Annotated in this window: 8 protein-coding genes, 26 tRNA genes and 3 rRNA genes; all 37 read right to left on the minus strand. The window is 39.0% G+C overall.

The annotated features are described in order from the left end of the window. Window positions 1–48: 48 nt before the first annotated feature. On the minus strand, window positions 49–519 hold the full coding sequence (gene trmL, locus ML436_09130) for a tRNA (uridine(34)/cytosine(34)/5-carboxymethylaminomethyluridine(34)-2'-O)-methyltransferase TrmL (GenBank protein ID UMT77347.1): 471 nt from the start codon (window positions 517–519) through the stop codon (window positions 49–51). Between the two features lies 1 nt (window position 520). Then, window positions 521–1,651 carry a tRNA epoxyqueuosine(34) reductase QueG gene (gene queG, locus ML436_09135; GenBank protein UMT77348.1) on the minus strand — a complete coding sequence of 377 codons (1,131 nt, stop codon included), beginning with the start codon at window positions 1,649–1,651 and terminating at the stop codon, window positions 521–523. Window positions 1,652–1,801: 150 nt separating this feature from the next. Further along, on the minus strand, window positions 1,802–2,524 hold the full coding sequence (locus ML436_09140) for an amino acid ABC transporter ATP-binding protein (protein UMT77349.1): 723 nt from the start codon (window positions 2,522–2,524) through the stop codon (window positions 1,802–1,804). Continuing rightward, complete coding sequence (locus ML436_09145; GenBank protein UMT77350.1) at window positions 2,517–3,974, minus strand: ABC transporter permease subunit; 1,458 nt, start codon at window positions 3,972–3,974, stop codon at window positions 2,517–2,519. The genes ML436_09140 and ML436_09145 overlap by 8 nt, the downstream gene beginning before the upstream one ends. Before the next feature lie 237 nt (window positions 3,975–4,211). Beyond that, window positions 4,212–5,273 (minus strand): PTS transporter subunit IIC, encoded by a 1,062-nt coding sequence (locus tag ML436_09150; GenBank protein ID UMT77351.1) that lies wholly within the window; start codon window positions 5,271–5,273, stop codon window positions 4,212–4,214. Window positions 5,274–5,621: 348 nt separating this feature from the next. Then, window positions 5,622–5,705 (minus strand) — tRNA-Leu (locus ML436_09155). A gap of 38 nt (window positions 5,706–5,743) precedes the next feature. Next, window positions 5,744–5,818: transfer RNA gene (locus ML436_09160), tRNA-Gly, on the minus strand. Window positions 5,819–5,922: 104 nt separating this feature from the next. After that, window positions 5,923–5,997, minus strand: a tRNA-Gly gene (locus ML436_09165). A gap of 7 nt (window positions 5,998–6,004) precedes the next feature. Then, window positions 6,005–6,078: transfer RNA gene (locus ML436_09170), tRNA-Cys, on the minus strand. A gap of 5 nt (window positions 6,079–6,083) precedes the next feature. Next, a tRNA-Gln gene (locus ML436_09175) sits at window positions 6,084–6,155 on the minus strand. 11 nt (window positions 6,156–6,166) lie between these two features. Then, a tRNA-His gene (locus ML436_09180) sits at window positions 6,167–6,239 on the minus strand. A gap of 2 nt (window positions 6,240–6,241) precedes the next feature. Next, window positions 6,242–6,315: transfer RNA gene (locus ML436_09185), tRNA-Trp, on the minus strand. 13 nt (window positions 6,316–6,328) lie between these two features. Then, window positions 6,329–6,409, minus strand: a tRNA-Tyr gene (locus ML436_09190). A gap of 7 nt (window positions 6,410–6,416) precedes the next feature. Next, a tRNA-Thr gene (locus tag ML436_09195) sits at window positions 6,417–6,492 on the minus strand. 7 nt (window positions 6,493–6,499) lie between these two features. Next, window positions 6,500–6,572: transfer RNA gene (locus ML436_09200), tRNA-Phe, on the minus strand. Window positions 6,573–6,591: 19 nt separating this feature from the next. Continuing rightward, window positions 6,592–6,667, minus strand: a tRNA-Asp gene (locus ML436_09205). Between the two features lie 10 nt (window positions 6,668–6,677). Next, window positions 6,678–6,751, minus strand: a tRNA-Met gene (locus tag ML436_09210). Window positions 6,752–6,765: 14 nt separating this feature from the next. Continuing rightward, window positions 6,766–6,858, minus strand: a tRNA-Ser gene (locus ML436_09215). 9 nt (window positions 6,859–6,867) lie between these two features. After that, window positions 6,868–6,941: transfer RNA gene (locus tag ML436_09220), tRNA-Ile, on the minus strand. Between the two features lie 28 nt (window positions 6,942–6,969). Beyond that, window positions 6,970–7,043, minus strand: a tRNA-Met gene (locus ML436_09225). 20 nt (window positions 7,044–7,063) lie between these two features. Further along, a tRNA-Ala gene (locus ML436_09230) sits at window positions 7,064–7,139 on the minus strand. Between the two features lie 17 nt (window positions 7,140–7,156). Next, window positions 7,157–7,230 (minus strand) — tRNA-Pro (locus tag ML436_09235). 9 nt (window positions 7,231–7,239) lie between these two features. After that, a tRNA-Arg gene (locus tag ML436_09240) sits at window positions 7,240–7,313 on the minus strand. Between the two features lie 18 nt (window positions 7,314–7,331). After that, a tRNA-Leu gene (locus ML436_09245) sits at window positions 7,332–7,420 on the minus strand. A gap of 11 nt (window positions 7,421–7,431) precedes the next feature. Next, a tRNA-Gly gene (locus ML436_09250) sits at window positions 7,432–7,506 on the minus strand. 3 nt (window positions 7,507–7,509) lie between these two features. Continuing rightward, window positions 7,510–7,591 (minus strand) — tRNA-Leu (locus ML436_09255). Between the two features lie 3 nt (window positions 7,592–7,594). Next, window positions 7,595–7,670, minus strand: a tRNA-Lys gene (locus ML436_09260). 5 nt (window positions 7,671–7,675) lie between these two features. Beyond that, a tRNA-Thr gene (locus tag ML436_09265) sits at window positions 7,676–7,751 on the minus strand. A 20-nt stretch (window positions 7,752–7,771) separates the two neighbouring features. Further along, a tRNA-Val gene (locus tag ML436_09270) sits at window positions 7,772–7,847 on the minus strand. Between the two features lie 11 nt (window positions 7,848–7,858). Further along, window positions 7,859–7,973, minus strand: a 5S ribosomal RNA gene (gene rrf, locus ML436_09275). A 72-nt stretch (window positions 7,974–8,045) separates the two neighbouring features. Continuing rightward, a 23S ribosomal RNA gene (locus tag ML436_09280) occupies window positions 8,046–10,969 on the minus strand. 214 nt (window positions 10,970–11,183) lie between these two features. Next, window positions 11,184–11,259 (minus strand) — tRNA-Ala (locus ML436_09285). 22 nt (window positions 11,260–11,281) lie between these two features. After that, a tRNA-Ile gene (locus tag ML436_09290) sits at window positions 11,282–11,358 on the minus strand. A 91-nt stretch (window positions 11,359–11,449) separates the two neighbouring features. Further along, a 16S ribosomal RNA gene (locus tag ML436_09295) occupies window positions 11,450–13,000 on the minus strand. Together the 16S, 23S and 5S rRNA genes with 26 tRNA genes alongside form the textbook arrangement of a ribosomal RNA operon. A 1,018-nt stretch (window positions 13,001–14,018) precedes the next feature. After that, a complete protein-coding gene (perR, locus tag ML436_09300) occupies window positions 14,019–14,465 on the minus strand; it encodes a peroxide-responsive transcriptional repressor PerR (protein ID UMT77352.1) in 447 nt (148 codons plus the stop codon). 96 nt (window positions 14,466–14,561) lie between these two features. Next, the gene (locus tag ML436_09305) at window positions 14,562–15,512 is read right to left on the minus strand and encodes a phosphoglycerate dehydrogenase (protein UMT77353.1); all 951 of its coding nucleotides are present in this window, start codon (window positions 15,510–15,512) and stop codon (window positions 14,562–14,564) included. Window positions 15,513–15,517: 5 nt separating this feature from the next. Further along, window positions 15,518–15,973, minus strand: a complete 456-nt coding sequence (gene bcp / locus ML436_09310) for a thioredoxin-dependent thiol peroxidase (GenBank protein UMT77354.1) — start codon at window positions 15,971–15,973, stop codon at window positions 15,518–15,520. Window positions 15,974–16,002: the final 29 nt, after the last annotated feature.

The following is a 16,002-nucleotide window of genomic DNA, read 5'->3' on the forward strand; positions in this document are numbered from 1 at the left end:
TTAAATATAGCATTTAAAGCCTTGTTTTTATAATGATTTTATACATTTTTAGTTTAGTCCAGGAAAATCTTGTTGACGCAATGCTTCATAAATTAGCAACGCCGCAGTATTTGATAAATTCAGTGAACGAATGTGTTCGCTCATAGGTATTCTTAATGCTGTTTCTTGATACTTTTCTTTAACCCAATCTGGTAAACCTGTTGTTTCTTTCCCAAAAATAAAGTAATAATCTTTATCTTGTCTTGAAAAATCAAAATCACTATATGTCTTTTTACCAAATTTTGTTAATAAATAATATTCACCACTTGTTTGTTCAAAAAATGCTTCAATACTTTCATGATAAGTTATATTTACAAACTCCCAGTAATCTAAGCCAGCTCTTTTTAACATTTTATCATCCGTTCTAAAACCAAGTGGCTTAATTAAATGTAAATGTGTATTAGTTCCTGCACACGTACGTGCAATATTTCCAGTATTAGCTGGAATCTCAGGTTGATATAAAACGATATGATTTGTCATGTTACTTTTCTCTCCTTGTTTCTATTCCTTTTATCATTTCCTGCTGTACTTCTGCATCCTCTTTTTCATAATTTGCGTTGATAAATTCTTTAGCATCATCACCAAGAATTTGACCAATTGCCCAATAAGCAGTTGCTCGAATCATTGGTCTTTCATCAGTAGTTGCTACTTTTTTCAATTCTGGAATTGCATCTACTTCATTAAAATGTGCCAATGCCAAAATAGCATTTCTTTGTATAGGTTTTTTACCGCGCCAAGCACCTGCAAGGTGACCATATGTTTGTTTAAATTCTTTATTAGACATACGTAACAATGGTACAAGTCTTGGTTTTAAAATTTCTGGTTCTAAAATAATATCATCTTGTTCAGTGTTAATGCCTCGATTTTTCGGACAAACTTGCTGACATGTATCACAACCATAAAGTCTATTTCCAATTTTATACCGATACTGGTCTGGCATATAACCTTTTGTTTGCGTTAAAAAGCTTATACATTTTTGACTGTTTAATTGACCATTTCCAACTAATGCACTTGTTGGACAACGATCAACACAAATTGTACAATCCCCACAACTATCTAGTATTGGATCATCCGGCTCAAATGGAATACTAACTAACATTTCCCCGAGATACGTCCATGTTCCTAAATTTGGATTTATGACAAATCCATTTCTACCAACAAATCCTAATCCCGCACGTTCTGCAACTGCTCTATCTGATAACACACCTGTATCTACCATTGACTTTATTTCAACACTTGGCACCTTTGACTCAATATATGCCGATAACTTATCTAATCGTTTACGCATAATTGTGTGATAATCTTGTCCCCATGATGCCCTTGCAAATAAACCTCTGCGGTCTCCTCTAACACTTTTAGGTGCACCCTTTAATTTATTAGGGTAACCAACTGCTATTGCTATAATCGATCTTGCTGTTGGTAAGGATAATTTAGGTTCTGTTCGTAAAGCTATATCAGATTCTTCAAATCCTGAGGCATAACCATTTGCATGATATTCTTCTAACTTTTGCTTCAATTCATCAAAGGGATCTGCAGTAGTAAACCCAATACTGTCAATTCCGATTGTATATGCATAATCAATGATATCTTGCTTTAATTGCTTTGTATCCAATCGTATGCCCCCCATAAAATAATACTATGTTATTTTAACACAACCATTATTCATATTGAGGTTTCATTTCATGTATTTTTAAAAATAAAAAGCTTGAATATATGATATAACTTTGTGGGTCGTATCATATATTCAAGCTTCGTTGTGTAGTTATAATACTCTTGATAAGAAATTCTGTGTTCTTTCGTGTTGTGGATGTTCGAATATTTCATTTGGTGTTCCAGATTCCACAACGACACCATCCGCCATAAATATGACTTTGTCACTGACATCTTTGGCAAAGCCCATTTCATGTGTGACAACTACCATGGTCATACCTTCTTTGGCTAAGTCTTTCATTACTTTTAATACATCACCAACAACCTCAGGATCTAATGCTGAAGTTGGTTCATCGAATAAAATAACATCTGGTTGCATTGCTAGCGCCCTTGCAATTGCTACCCTTTGTTTTTGGCCACCGGATAATTGATTTGGATATACATTTGCTTTTTCTTTTAAACCTACTTTATCTAAAAGTGAAATAGCTTCTTGATGCAATGCTTCATTGTTATCTTTTTTCAATAGTTTAGGTGCTAATATTATATTATCGACAACTTTTTTATGTGGAAATAGGTTGAAGTTTTGAAATACCATGCCCATCTTTTGACGCAATTTATCGACTTGTGTCCCTTTTTTGGTTAAATCATTTCCTTCAAATATTACTTGTCCTTTAGTAGGTTCTTCTAATAAATTCATACATCTTAATAATGTACTTTTACCACTACCAGAAGGACCAATAATTGCTACAACTTCGCCTTGATTGATTTCAAGATTGATATCTTTTAATACTTCATTATCCCCAAATACTTTATTAAGATTATTAATTTTAATCACTTGCGCTCAATCTCCCTTCAATCATGTTCATGATACGTGTAAGAACAAATGTTAATACAAAGTATAATGCTGCTGCTACTAATAATGGTGTAAATGGATCAAATGATATTCCTTGGACCACCTGTGCATTAAACATAATCTCCCCAACTCCAATTGTTGAAACAATGGATGATTCTTTTATTAAAGTAACAAATTCATTTCCAAGTGCTGGTAAAATATTTTTAATGGCTTGTGGCATAATTACGCTTTTCATTGTTTGTCTATAATTTAATCCTAAGCATCGAGCAGCCTCCATTTGTCCTTTATCAACAGCATTAATACCTGCTCTAATAATTTCGGCAATATATGCTGAAGAATTAATGACTAAAGCAATCGTACCGCAAACTAATGCTGAAATATCTAATCCTAATGCAGCAGTTATTCCAAAGAATACGATAAATACTTGGACTAACATTGGTGTTCCTCTTAAAATTTCGATATAAATTGAGGCAATCCATGATATGATTTTAATCTTACTTAATTTCATTAGGGCAACAAATGCTCCTAAAATTGAACCTAATGCCACACCAATAAATGAAATTAATATTGTTATTTTTATACCTTTCCAGAAAAAGCTTCCATATTTTGAGATAAAACCACTATCATCATTCATTGCATTTGCTGCATTAGTCATATATTTATCAATGAGTCCTTTATCTTTAACATCTTTAATCGATTTATTAATTTGTGATAATAGTTTTGGTGAATCTTTTGGCACCGCAATCACTGTATCTTTTTCTTCTTCATTAAATTTTACATTTGAAATTCCTAATTTAGGATTTTGTTTTAAATATGCTTCTGCAACCGGCTTTTCTACCACTGCACCTTCCACTTTTCCACTTTTTAATGCTAATATTACGTCTGGCAAGCGGCTCAATGAAGTAATTGAAGCATTTTCAATTTCTGTTTGTGCAATTTTTTCTTGTTCTGTCCCCTTTTGCGCACCTATTTTCTTATTATTAAAATCTTTAATGTCTTTGTAATCGTTCACCTTATCCTTTTTAACAAGCATAATATTTTTAGTCATCATATATGAATCTGAAAAATCAACTTGCTTTTTACGTTCAGGTGTTGATGTCATACCAGAAATAATAATATCTATTTTTCCAGTTTTTAATGCTCCTAATAAACTATCAAACGACATATTTACAATTTTTAATTTTAAATGATTATCTTTTGCGATTTTTTTAGCTAAATCAATGTCTACACCGGCATATTCCGTCTTCCCATTAACTGTATGCTCAAATTCCATTGGTGCATAATCTGCTGAAAGACCAACTCTAATTTCTCCGCGTTCTTTAATCTTTTCCCAAGTCTGATCTTGTTCAGCATGCGCAACTGGGTTGATATATATAATTGCACTGCTTAATAAAAAAACTAATACTAATATAACCCTAAATAAACCCTTCATTTGTACAACCCTCCCTAATTAATATTCATAATTATACATATTAATACATTTTAATGCAATAGTGATTTAGAAATTGCAATTTTAACAGTATAGAGAACTGACAAATTTAAACGGTACCTCTTTTTCTGATTGATCTCTTACTCGAACATGATACATCAACGTAAAAAAACGTCACTATCAACAATTGTTAATGATAGCGACGCTAAAGTTTTAAAATATTAGTATTATAATAATTGATTACTGTTTTGGAACTTCAAATTTATATATATCATTTGAATAAGATGGTATAAATTTTTTACATAGTTCATGTACGATAAATGCAGAAACAAATGGAATTACAAAATAACCTAATGCCAATAAAATGATATTCATTGTTGAATCACCAGTCATACGATTATATGCATTAATTGGTCCAACTAATCCTGTATAGCCAAACCCAGCAGACAATGGTGTTCCTTTTACCTGAAGGACGTAAGCTATAATACCTGTAATTACTCCATTTATGGTTAGAGGAATGGAAATAATTAGGTTTTTTAAATATACGGGTATCATCATTTTAGCAGCACCAATTAATAAAACTGCATTTACACCTATTGAATTAACACGTAGTGATCCAAATAAGAAAGTAACACAAGCTGCCACAATTCCTAAGTTAGCAGCACCACTTCCGAGCCCGTTTAAACTTATAGCAGTTGCAATTGCCACTAGAGATATAGGTGTTACCATTAATAAAGAAAATGCAACACTTATTAGAATAGACATTAATAAAGGATTTAAGTCAGTAAATGAATGGATTACATTTCCAATAGCTTGAGTAATTTTACGAACATACGGAAGCGTGAGAAGTCCAATTCCTCCACTTACTATTGGCACTAGCACTGGTAAGATAATTAATTCAAATGAGCCTAGTTTATTTTGTAAAATCATATATAGTAAACAAGCAATAATAACAACAAGACTTGCATTGATGATGTCACCAATCCCTTTTAACATAAATCCATTGTTATTAAAAACTACAGCCCCAGAACCAATCATCGCAGAAGTACCAACAATTGCAGCACCTGCTCCATTAAATTTAAATTGATGTGCAGCCAATACACCTATTATAAAAGCCATAAATGATTGTATTAGAATAACTAATTGATATATCAATTCTAAAATTTCATTGCCACTTTTAAATATTTTTAACACTTCACCTAATAAAGCATTAGGAACGAGCGCTATAACGACACCTGCTCCAATAGAATTTAAAATTTTACTGAAAAATTGTTTGTTTTCAGTATTTTTAGCGTTACTCATAAACGACCTCCAATTTATACATTAACTCAATAATATTACAGAAAATCATCATTAACAATGTCTTGTTAATATATTTAATCTAAAAATAACAATGCTTTAGAACAGTATTGTTAAACTGTTAAATCAGTATTTAATGAAAGTTGGCTATAATTTTAAAAGAAAAATTGATTTAACAATTTGTAAGCCAAACCCCTTGGTACACTAAGTGTACATTAAAAAAATGACACATGCTACACGACTAGTTGCTTTCGTACCATTTGAGTGCCACTTTTATTTATATTATAAAATGAGAAAATAAAAAGAAACCTTGTAAAACAAGGTTTCTAGTATGTTATGACATGTTAATTATACCGGCGGTCGGGGTCGAACCGACACTCCACGAATGGAACGGGATTTTGAGTCCCGCGCGTCTGCCAATTCCGCCACGCCGGCTTAATGGTAAACAAAAAACTTCCCTTTGGAAGTAATCATGGAGCGGAAGATAGGATTTACACCTATACCTCGTTCCGGGAAGGAACGTGTTCTAAAAGTTGAACTACTCCCGCGTATATTAAATTATGGAGCGGAAGATAGGATTTACACCTATAACTCATTCCAGGAAGGAATGTATTCTAAGAGTTGAAATACTCCCGCATTATTATAAAATTTATGGAGCGGAAGATAGGATTTGCACCTATACCTCGTTCCGGGAAGGAACGTGTTCTAAAAGTTGAACTACTCCCGCATAAACCTGGAGGCGGCAACCGGATTTGAACCGGTGATAAAGGTTTTGCAGACCTCTGCCTTACCACTTGGCTATGCCGCCAATAACTGGGCTAGCTGGATTCGAACCAACGAGTGACGGAGTCAAAGTCCGTTGCCTTACCGCTTGGCTATAGCCCATTAATAATAAGGGCGGCTGAAGGGGATCGAACCCTCGAATGTCGGAACCACAATCCGATGTGTTAACCACTTCACCACAGCCGCCATGGCAGGGGCAGTAGGAATCGAACCCACACCAAAGGTTTTGGAGACCTCTATTCTACCGTTGAACTATGCCCCTATTAAAAATTAAATGGAGGGGGGCAGATTCGAACTGCCGAACCCGAAGGAGCGGATTTACAGTCCGCCGCGTTTAGCCACTTCGCTACCCCTCCATAAAAATGGTGCCGGCCAGAGGACTTGAACCCCCAACCTACTGATTACAAGTCAGTTGCTCTACCAATTGAGCTAGGCCGGCAAAGGAATGGTTCAGGACAGAGTCGAACTGCCGACACATGGAGCTTCAATCCATTGCTCTACCAACTGAGCTACTGAACCATAATATAAATTGTAATGATGGCGGTCTCGACGGGAATCGAACCCGCGATCTCCTGCGTGACAGGCAGGCGTGTTAACCGCTACACTACGAGACCTATAAAAATATTGCGGGAGGCGGATTTGAACCACCGACCTTCGGGTTATGAGCCCGACGAGCTACCGAACTGCTCCATCCCGCGATAATAAAAAATAATGGCGGAGGAAGAGGGATTCGAACCCCCGCGGCCCGTTAAGGCCCTGTCGGTTTTCAAGACCGATCCCTTCAGCCGGACTTGGGTATTCCTCCAAAATTATATGGACCTTGCAGGACTCGAACCTGCGACCGAACGGTTATGAGCCGTTAGCTCTAACCAACTGAGCTAAAGGTCCTAAATATAATTTTACAACTAATAAATAGTGGCGGTGGAGGGGATCGAACCCCCGACCTCACGGGTATGAACCGTACGCTCTAGCCAGCTGAGCTACACCGCCTTATATAGTTTGTAAATAAATGGTGGAGACTAGCGGGATCGAACCGCTGACCTCCTGCGTGCAAAGCAGGCGCTCTCCCAGCTGAGCTAAGCCCCCATTATAATTACAGTATATCGGGAAGACAGGATTCGAACCTGCGACCCCTTGGTCCCAAACCAAGTGCTCTACCAAGCTGAGCTACTTCCCGTATAATTAACGCGCCCGATAGGAGTCGAACCCATAACCTCTTGATCCGTAGTCAAACGCTCTATCCAATTGAGCTACGGGCGCATATATTTTTATTGAAAATGGTGCCGAGGACCGGAATCGAACCGGTACGGTGATCACTCACCGCAGGATTTTAAGTCCTGTGCGTCTGCCAGTTCCGCCACCCCGGCACTATAAAATATGGAGCAGAAGACGGGATTCGAACCCGCGACCCCAACCTTGGCAAGGTTGTATTCTACCGCTGAACTACTTCTGCTTATGCGGGTGAAGGGAGTCGAACCCCCACGCCGTAAGGCGCTAGATCCTAAGTCTAGTGCGTCTGCCAATTCCGCCACACCCGCAAATGGTGAGCCATAGAGGATTCGAACCTCTGACCCTCTGATTAAAAGTCAGATGCTCTACCAACTGAGCTAATGGCTCTTCCATGGTGCCGGCCAGAGGACTTGAACCCCCAACCTACTGATTACAAGTCAGTTGCTCTACCAATTGAGCTAGGCCGGCAATATGTAAGAATAAATAAATGGTGGAGAATGACGGGTTCGAACCGCCGACCCTCTGCTTGTAAGGCAGATGCTCTCCCAGCTGAGCTAATTCTCCATATATAGCTTGCCTGGCAACGTTCTACTCTAGCGGAACGTAAGTCCAACTACCATCGACGCTAAGGAGCTTAACTTCTGTGTTCGGCATGGGAACAGGTGTGACCTCCTTGCTATAGTCACCAGACATATGAATGTAGATTGTACATTCAAAACTAGATAGTAAGTAAAAGTGATTTTGCTTCGCAAAACATTTAATTTGATTAAGTCTTCGATCGATTAGTATTCGTCAGCTCCACATGTCACCATGCTTCCACCTCGAACCTATTAACCTCATCATCTTTGAGGGATCTTATAACCGAAGTTGGGAAATCTCATCTTGAGGGGGGCTTCATGCTTAGATGCTTTCAGCACTTATCCCGTCCACACATAGCTACCCAGCTATGCCGTTGGCACGACAACTGGTACACCAGAGGTATGTCCATCCCGGTCCTCTCGTACTAAGGACAGCTCCTCTCAAATTTCCTACGCCCACGACGGATAGGGACCGAACTGTCTCACGACGTTCTGAACCCAGCTCGCGTACCGCTTTAATGGGCGAACAGCCCAACCCTTGGGACCGACTACAGCCCCAGGATGCGATGAGCCGACATCGAGGTGCCAAACCTCCCCGTCGATGTGAACTCTTGGGGGAGATAAGCCTGTTATCCCCGGGGTAGCTTTTATCCGTTGAGCGATGGCCCTTCCATGCGGAACCACCGGATCACTAAGTCCGTCTTTCGACCCTGCTCGACTTGTAGGTCTCGCAGTCAAGCTCCCTTATGCCTTTACACTCTATGAATGATTTCCAACCATTCTGAGGGAACCTTTGAGCGCCTCCGTTACCTTTTAGGAGGCGACCGCCCCAGTCAAACTGCCCGCCTGACACTGTCTCCCACCACGATAAGTGGTGCGGGTTAGAAAGCCAACACAGCTAGGGTAGTATCCCACCAGCGCCTCCACGTAAGCTAGCGCTCACGTTTCAAAGGCTCCTACCTATCCTGTACAAGCTGTGCCGAATTTCAATATCAGGCTACAGTAAAGCTCCACGGGGTCTTTCCGTCCTGTCGCGGGTAACCTGCATCTTCACAGGTACTATGATTTCACCGAGTCTCTCGTTGAGACAGTGCCCAAATCGTTACGCCTTTCGTGCGGGTCGGAACTTACCCGACAAGGAATTTCGCTACCTTAGGACCGTTATAGTTACGGGCCGCCGTTTACTGGGGCTTCGATTCGTAGCTTCGCAGAAGCTAACCACTCCTCTTAACCTTCCAGCACCGGGCAGGCGTCAGCCCCTATACATCACCTTACGGTTTAGCAGAGACCTGTGTTTTTGATAAACAGTCGCTTGGGCCTATTCACTGCGGCTCTTCTGGGCGTTAACCCTAAAGAGCACCCCTTCTCCCGAAGTTACGGGGTCATTTTGCCGAGTTCCTTAACGAGAGTTCGCTCGCTCACCTTAGAATTCTCATCTTGACTACCTGTGTCGGTTTGCGGTACGGGCACCTATTTTCTATCTAGAGGCTTTTCTCGGCAGTGTGAAATCAACGACTCGAAGACACAATGTCTTCTCCCCATCACAGCTCAGCCTTAATGAGTACCGGATTTGCCTAATACTCAGCCTTACTGCTTAGACGTGCAATCCAATCGCACGCTTCGCCTATCCTACTGCGTCCCCCCATCGATTAAAACGATTATAGGTGGTACAGGAATATCAACCTGTTATCCATCGCCTACGCCTGTCGGCCTCAGCTTAGGACCCGACTAACCCAGAGCGGACGAGCCTTCCTCTGGAAACCTTAGTCAATCGGTGGACGGGATTCTCACCCGTCTTTCGCTACTCACACCGGCATTCTCACTTCTAAGCGCTCCACATGTCCTTGCGATCATGCTTCAACGCCCTTAGAACGCTCTCCTACCATTGTCCAAAGGACAATCCACAGCTTCGGTAATATGTTTAGCCCCGGTACATTTTCGGCGCAGTGTCACTCGACTAGTGAGCTATTACGCACTCTTTAAATGATGGCTGCTTCTAAGCCAACATCCTAGTTGTCTGGGCAACGCCACATCCTTTTCCACTTAACATATATTTTGGGACCTTAGCTGGTGGTCTGGGCTGTTTCCCTTTCGAACACGGACCTTATCACCCATGTTCTGACTCCCAAGTTAAATTAATTGGCATTCGGAGTTTGTCTGAATTCGGTAACCCGAGAGGGGCCCCTCGTCCAAACAGTGCTCTACCTCCAATAATCATCACTTGAGGCTAGCCCTAAAGCTATTTCGGAGAGAACCAGCTATCTCCAGGTTCGATTGGAATTTCTCCGCTACCCTCAGTTCATCCGCTCACTTTTCAACGTAAGTCGGTTCGGTCCTCCATTCAGTGTTACCTGAACTTCAACCTGACCAAGGGTAGATCACCTGGTTTCGGGTCTACGACCAAATACTAAACGCCCTATTCAGACTCGCTTTCGCTACGGCTCCACATTTACTGCTTAACCTTGCATCAAATCGTAACTCGCCGGTTCATTCTACAAAAGGCACGCCATCACCCATTAACGGGCTCTGACTACTTGTAAGCACACGGTTTCAGGTTCTATTTCACTCCCCTTCCGGGGTGCTTTTCACCTTTCCCTCACGGTACTGGTTCACTATCGGTCACTAGAGAGTATTTAGCCTTAGGAGATGGTCCTCCCAGATTCCGACGGAATTTCACGTGCTCCGTCCTACTCAGGATCCACTCAAGAGAGACAATATTTTCGACTACAGGATTATTACCTTCTTTGATTCATCTTTCCAGATGATTCGTCTAATATCGTCCTTTGTAACTCCGTATAGAGTGTCCTACAACCCCAACAAGCAAGCTTGTTGGTTTGGGCTCTTCCCGTTTCGCTCGCCGCTACTAAGGGAATCGAATTTTCTTTCTCTTCCTCCGGGTACTAAGATGTTTCAGTTCTCCGGGTGTGCCTTCTGATATGCTATGTATTCACATATCGATAACATGACATAACTCATGCTGGGTTTCCCCATTCGGAAATCTCTGGATCAAAGCTTACTTACAGCTCCCCAAAGCATATCGTCGTTAGTAACGTCCTTCATCGGCTTCTAGTGCCAAGGCATCCACCGTGCGCCCTTAATAACTTAATCTATGTTTCCACCATTTTTATAAGTCAAACGCTAGCATAAAGCTAAGTTCTTTTATAAAAAGATTTAAACGCGTTATTAATCTTGTGAGTGTTCTTTCGAACACTAGCGATTATTTCTTATGAATTCAAGCTTATTTAAAACTCTTTATTCACTCGGTTTTGCTTGGTAAAATCTATATTTTACTTACTTATCTAGTTTTCAATGTACAAAATAATGGTGGAGACTAGCGGGATCGAACCGCTGACCTCCTGCGTGCAAAGCAGGCGCTCTCCCAGCTGAGCTAAGCCCCCAATATGTTTTTAATTTAATTAATGGTGGGCCTAAGTGGACTCGAACCACCGACCTCACGCTTATCAGGCGTGCGCTCTAACCAGCTGAGCTATAGGCCCATTAATTTGAATGAACAAACATTCAAAACTGAATACAATATGTTACGTTATTCCGCATCTTCTGAAGAAGATGTTCCGAATATATCCTTAGAAAGGAGGTGATCCAGCCGCACCTTCCGATACGGCTACCTTGTTACGACTTCACCCCAATCATTTGTCCCACCTTCGACGGCTAGCTCCTAAAAGGTTACTCCACCGGCTTCGGGTGTTACAAACTCTCGTGGTGTGACGGGCGGTGTGTACAAGACCCGGGAACGTATTCACCGTAGCATGCTGATCTACGATTACTAGCGATTCCAGCTTCATGTAGTCGAGTTGCAGACTACAATCCGAACTGAGAACAACTTTATGGGATTTGCTTGACCTCGCGGTTTCGCTGCCCTTTGTATTGTCCATTGTAGCACGTGTGTAGCCCAAATCATAAGGGGCATGATGATTTGACGTCATCCCCACCTTCCTCCGGTTTGTCACCGGCAGTCAACTTAGAGTGCCCAACTTAATGATGGCAACTAAGCTTAAGGGTTGCGCTCGTTGCGGGACTTAACCCAACATCTCACGACACGAGCTGACGACAACCATGCACCACCTGTCACTTTGTCCCCCGAAGGGGAAGGCTCTATCTCTAGAGTTGTCAAAGGATGTCAAGATTTGGTAAGGTTCTTCGCGTTGCTTCGAATTAAACCACATGCTCCACCGCTTGTGCGGGTCCCCGTCAATTCCTTTGAGTTTCAACCTTGCGGTCGTACTCCCCAGGCGGAGTGCTTAATGCGTTAGCTGCGCACTAAGGGGCGGAAACCCCCTAACACTTAGCACTCATCGTTTACGGCGTGGACTACCAGGGTATCTAATCCTGTTTGATCCCCACGCTTTCGCACATCAGCGTCAGTTACAGACCAGAAAGTCGCCTTCGCCACTGGTGTTCCTCCATATCTCTGCGCATTTCACCGCTACACATGGAATTCCACTTTCCTCTTCTGCACTCAAGTTTTCCAGTTTCCAATGACCCTCCACGGTTGAGCCGTGGGCTTTCACATCAGACTTAAAAAACCGCCTACGCGCGCTTTACGCCCAATAATTCCGGATAACGCTTGCCACCTACGTATTACCGCGGCTGCTGGCACGTAGTTAGCCGTGGCTTTCTGATTAGGTACCGTCAAGATGTGCACAGTTACTTACACATATGTTCTTCCCTAATAACAGAGTTTTACGATCCGAAGACCTTCATCACTCACGCGGCGTTGCTCCGTCAGGCTTTCGCCCATTGCGGAAGATTCCCTACTGCTGCCTCCCGTAGGAGTCTGGACCGTGTCTCAGTTCCAGTGTGGCCGATCACCCTCTCAGGTCGGCTATGCATCGTTGCCTTGGTAAGCCGTTACCTTACCAACTAGCTAATGCAGCGCGGATCCATCTATAAGTGACAGCAAGACCGTCTTTCACTTTTGAACCATGCGGTTCAAAATATTATCCGGTATTAGCTCCGGTTTCCCGAAGTTATCCCAGTCTTATAGGTAGGTTATCCACGTGTTACTCACCCGTCCGCCGCTAACATCAGAGAAGCAAGCTTCTCGTCCGTTCGCTCGACTTGCATGTATTAGGCACGCCGCCAGCGTTCATCCTGAGCCAGGATCAAACTCTCCATAAAAATTATGATGTTTGATTAGCTCATAAATACTAAATAATGTTTGTAACTTATAGTTACGTTTTTGGAATTAACGTTGACATATTGTCATTCAGTTTTCAATGTTCGTTTGACACTTACAAGATTTAATTATAACTTGTAAGTTTTTGTAAGTCAAGAATTATTTTTAATTATTTTATTTCTAAAAAAATAAATTTCCTAACTCAATTAATTCAACAAATATTATTTTATTATGTATTTGTTTGAATTTCAATAGTCAAATTTACACTTTATTAATATTTTAAACCAAGAACTTAATCATTTGTTTTTTAAAATATTAGTGCCGTTTGACGACTTTTATATAATATCAAGTTATTCTAATAGAGTCAACATAAAACAACACTTATTTTGGTTTAAAAATTACCGTTGTAGTGATTAATTTCTATTTGGAAGAATTATATGTATCAAAAGTGTAATTCATTATCCTATATTAGTAACTTAACAATCAATTTACATAATAGAGATTCACTTGCAGAAGTTCTATATCTACATTATTTCATATATAGTTTTCTTTTAATGATTATTTGATTTTTAGCGCATAATAATTCATTTCAATCACAGTCTCCCCTCTTATACATTAAATATTTTGCTATCACACTTTAAATAGACCATTTTGTTAATAAGTAAATAATGTGCCTCCTATCTTTTTTTCATTGCATCCATATTATAATTTGAGAAATTACAGATATGATTCAATTTATATTTGCAAATTGCTTCATCGTTTTTCATAAACTCTATGTAATTACGTGCTATTACATTAACATCAATTCTCTCTTATATAATTCTTTACCCTGAAAATAATATCTAAATATTTCTATTAATAAGCTTACTAATATGAAACACAAATACCATTACAACCTGTATCGAATGACACATTAAAAAAGGAGTTAAACAACGGATTATTGTTTAACTCCTAGATTATTGTTCTCTAATAAAAGAATTACATCTACTTTATTTAATTACTCATACTACCAAAGTTAAATTATTTATCTTGGCATTCTTTACAAACTCCATAAATTTCCATTCGATGATGTGTTACGTTAAAGTCAGTCATATGCTGAGCTAATCTTTCAATTTCATTTAACTGCGGATATTGGAAGTCGACAATCTTACCACATTGCTCACATATAATATGATAGTGATTATGTGTATTAAAATCGAATCGACTAGATGAATCACCATAAGTTAGTTCTTTAACAATTCCAATATCTTTAAATACTCTTAAGTTATTATATATTGTCGCAACACTTATATTTGGAAAATCAGGTGAAAGTGCTTGATAAATTTCATCAGCTGTTGGATGAGTATGTGAAGAAATTAAATATCGTAATATTGCTTGTCGTTGTGGTGTAATTCTAACACCAGCTTGTCGCAATGAAGCAATTGATTCTTCTAATTCATGCTCAATTGATTCTATTTCAACACTCATCTAAATCACCATCTTTCTTATATAATAATTATTATTACTTACTATAAATATAACTGTAGTATTGCTGGTGTGTCAATATTTACATGTGGAATTCATTTAATAGCCTTTTTTAGCATCAACTTCATTCTCAATTAAATCAACCTTATTGAGAAAATTAACTAAATTATTTTTAAAAATATCTAATAAATCGTACTTTGCATCATAATCATTGCCAGTTATATGCGCCGTGATGGTAACATTTTCTAATTCATATAGTTCATGATTGGGTTTCAACGGTTCATTTTCAAACACATCTAAATATGCATGTCGAATAATTTTATTTTTTAATACTTCTATTAATAGTTGTTCATCTACTACACTACCTCTACCAATGTTAATAAACAATGCTTCATCTTTCATTATTTCAAAATGTTGTCTCTTTAATAAATGAATCGTTTCTTTCGTTTCTGGTAAAGCATTTACTACAATGTCAGCTTTTGGCAATATACTTTCTATAGACTTAATTGAATATATCTCATCAAACTCTTCTTTGTCTTGACCTGATTTACTCAGACCAACCAAATGCATATTAAATGCTTTTGCTAATTTTGCTGTTCTAGTAGCAATTGCACCTGTACCTAAAAATAAAACTGTTTGTCCTGAAAGGCGTTTACCAGTTATTTTCGAATCATATATATGTTGTAGTTGGTTATCATATGATAGTTTCATCTTTTTATAATCATCTAAAATGAAAGCCAAAATGTATTCAGATAATTGTTTAGCTTGAACACCTTTTCCATTAGTTAAAAGTATGCCGTGATCTGCAATATAATCTAACGGCAATGTATTTACACCCGTTGCAAACCATGCGATCCATTTTAAATTTGGACAACGTCGTAAAAATGCCTCATTGATACCGCCATCATAACCAACTAATATATCTAAATCAGCCAAGTCGCTCTCAGGTATTTCTGATGCTTTTTTATAAAATTTAAATTCAACATCTGAAAAGCGTTGTTGTAATTCAGTTTCAACTTCACGCATACGATTCAACCCAACAACTTTCATATATGTCACCCCAAAATGTTTTTAAGTTCTTCTATTTGTGTTTTAACTTTAACTTTCTCGATAACATCTAAAACCTTGCCTTCTTCATCTATCACAAAAGTGGTACGTACAATGCCCATACTTTCTTTGCCAAATGATTTTTTTAACTGATATACGCCAGTTTCTTTAGCTAATTTAAAATCTTCATCTACTAATAAATCGAAATTCAATCCGTGTTTCTCAATAAAATTTTGGTGTTTTTTCTTTGAATCACCGCTTATACCATATACTGCAACATCTAAATCATTGAACATTTCTAAATTGTCTCTAAAGTCACAAGCTTCTGTGGTACAAGTAGGTGTATTATCTCTTGGGTAAAAATAAAGAATCGCCTTTTTACCTTTTAATGTATCATTTGTAATGACAGTTCCATTTTGATTCTCTAACAAAAATTTTGGAAATTGTTCTCCTTTTTGCAACATCTAATCACCTTTTTCTTCATTATAATAAT

Source organism: Staphylococcus roterodami (assembly GCA_022493055.1).
Lineage (GTDB): Bacteria > Bacillota > Bacilli > Staphylococcales > Staphylococcaceae > Staphylococcus > Staphylococcus singaporensis.

What these genes read in the sequence shown, in the direction of transcription:
- bcp (UMT77354.1), bottom strand. Translation starts at nt 15,973, where the DNA reads ATGTTGCAAAAAGGAGAACAATTTCCAAAATTTTTGTTAGAGAATCAA.
- trmL (UMT77347.1), bottom strand. Translation starts at nt 519, where the DNA reads ATGACAAATCATATCGTTTTATATCAACCTGAGATTCCAGCTAATACT.
- ML436_09305 (UMT77353.1), bottom strand. Translation starts at nt 15,512, where the DNA reads ATGAAAGTTGTTGGGTTGAATCGTATGCGTGAAGTTGAAACTGAATTA.
- ML436_09145 (UMT77350.1), bottom strand. Translation starts at nt 3,974, where the DNA reads ATGAAGGGTTTATTTAGGGTTATATTAGTATTAGTTTTTTTATTAAGC.
- ML436_09150 (UMT77351.1), bottom strand. Translation starts at nt 5,273, where the DNA reads ATGAGTAACGCTAAAAATACTGAAAACAAACAATTTTTCAGTAAAATT.
- perR (UMT77352.1), bottom strand. Translation starts at nt 14,465, where the DNA reads ATGAGTGTTGAAATAGAATCAATTGAGCATGAATTAGAAGAATCAATT.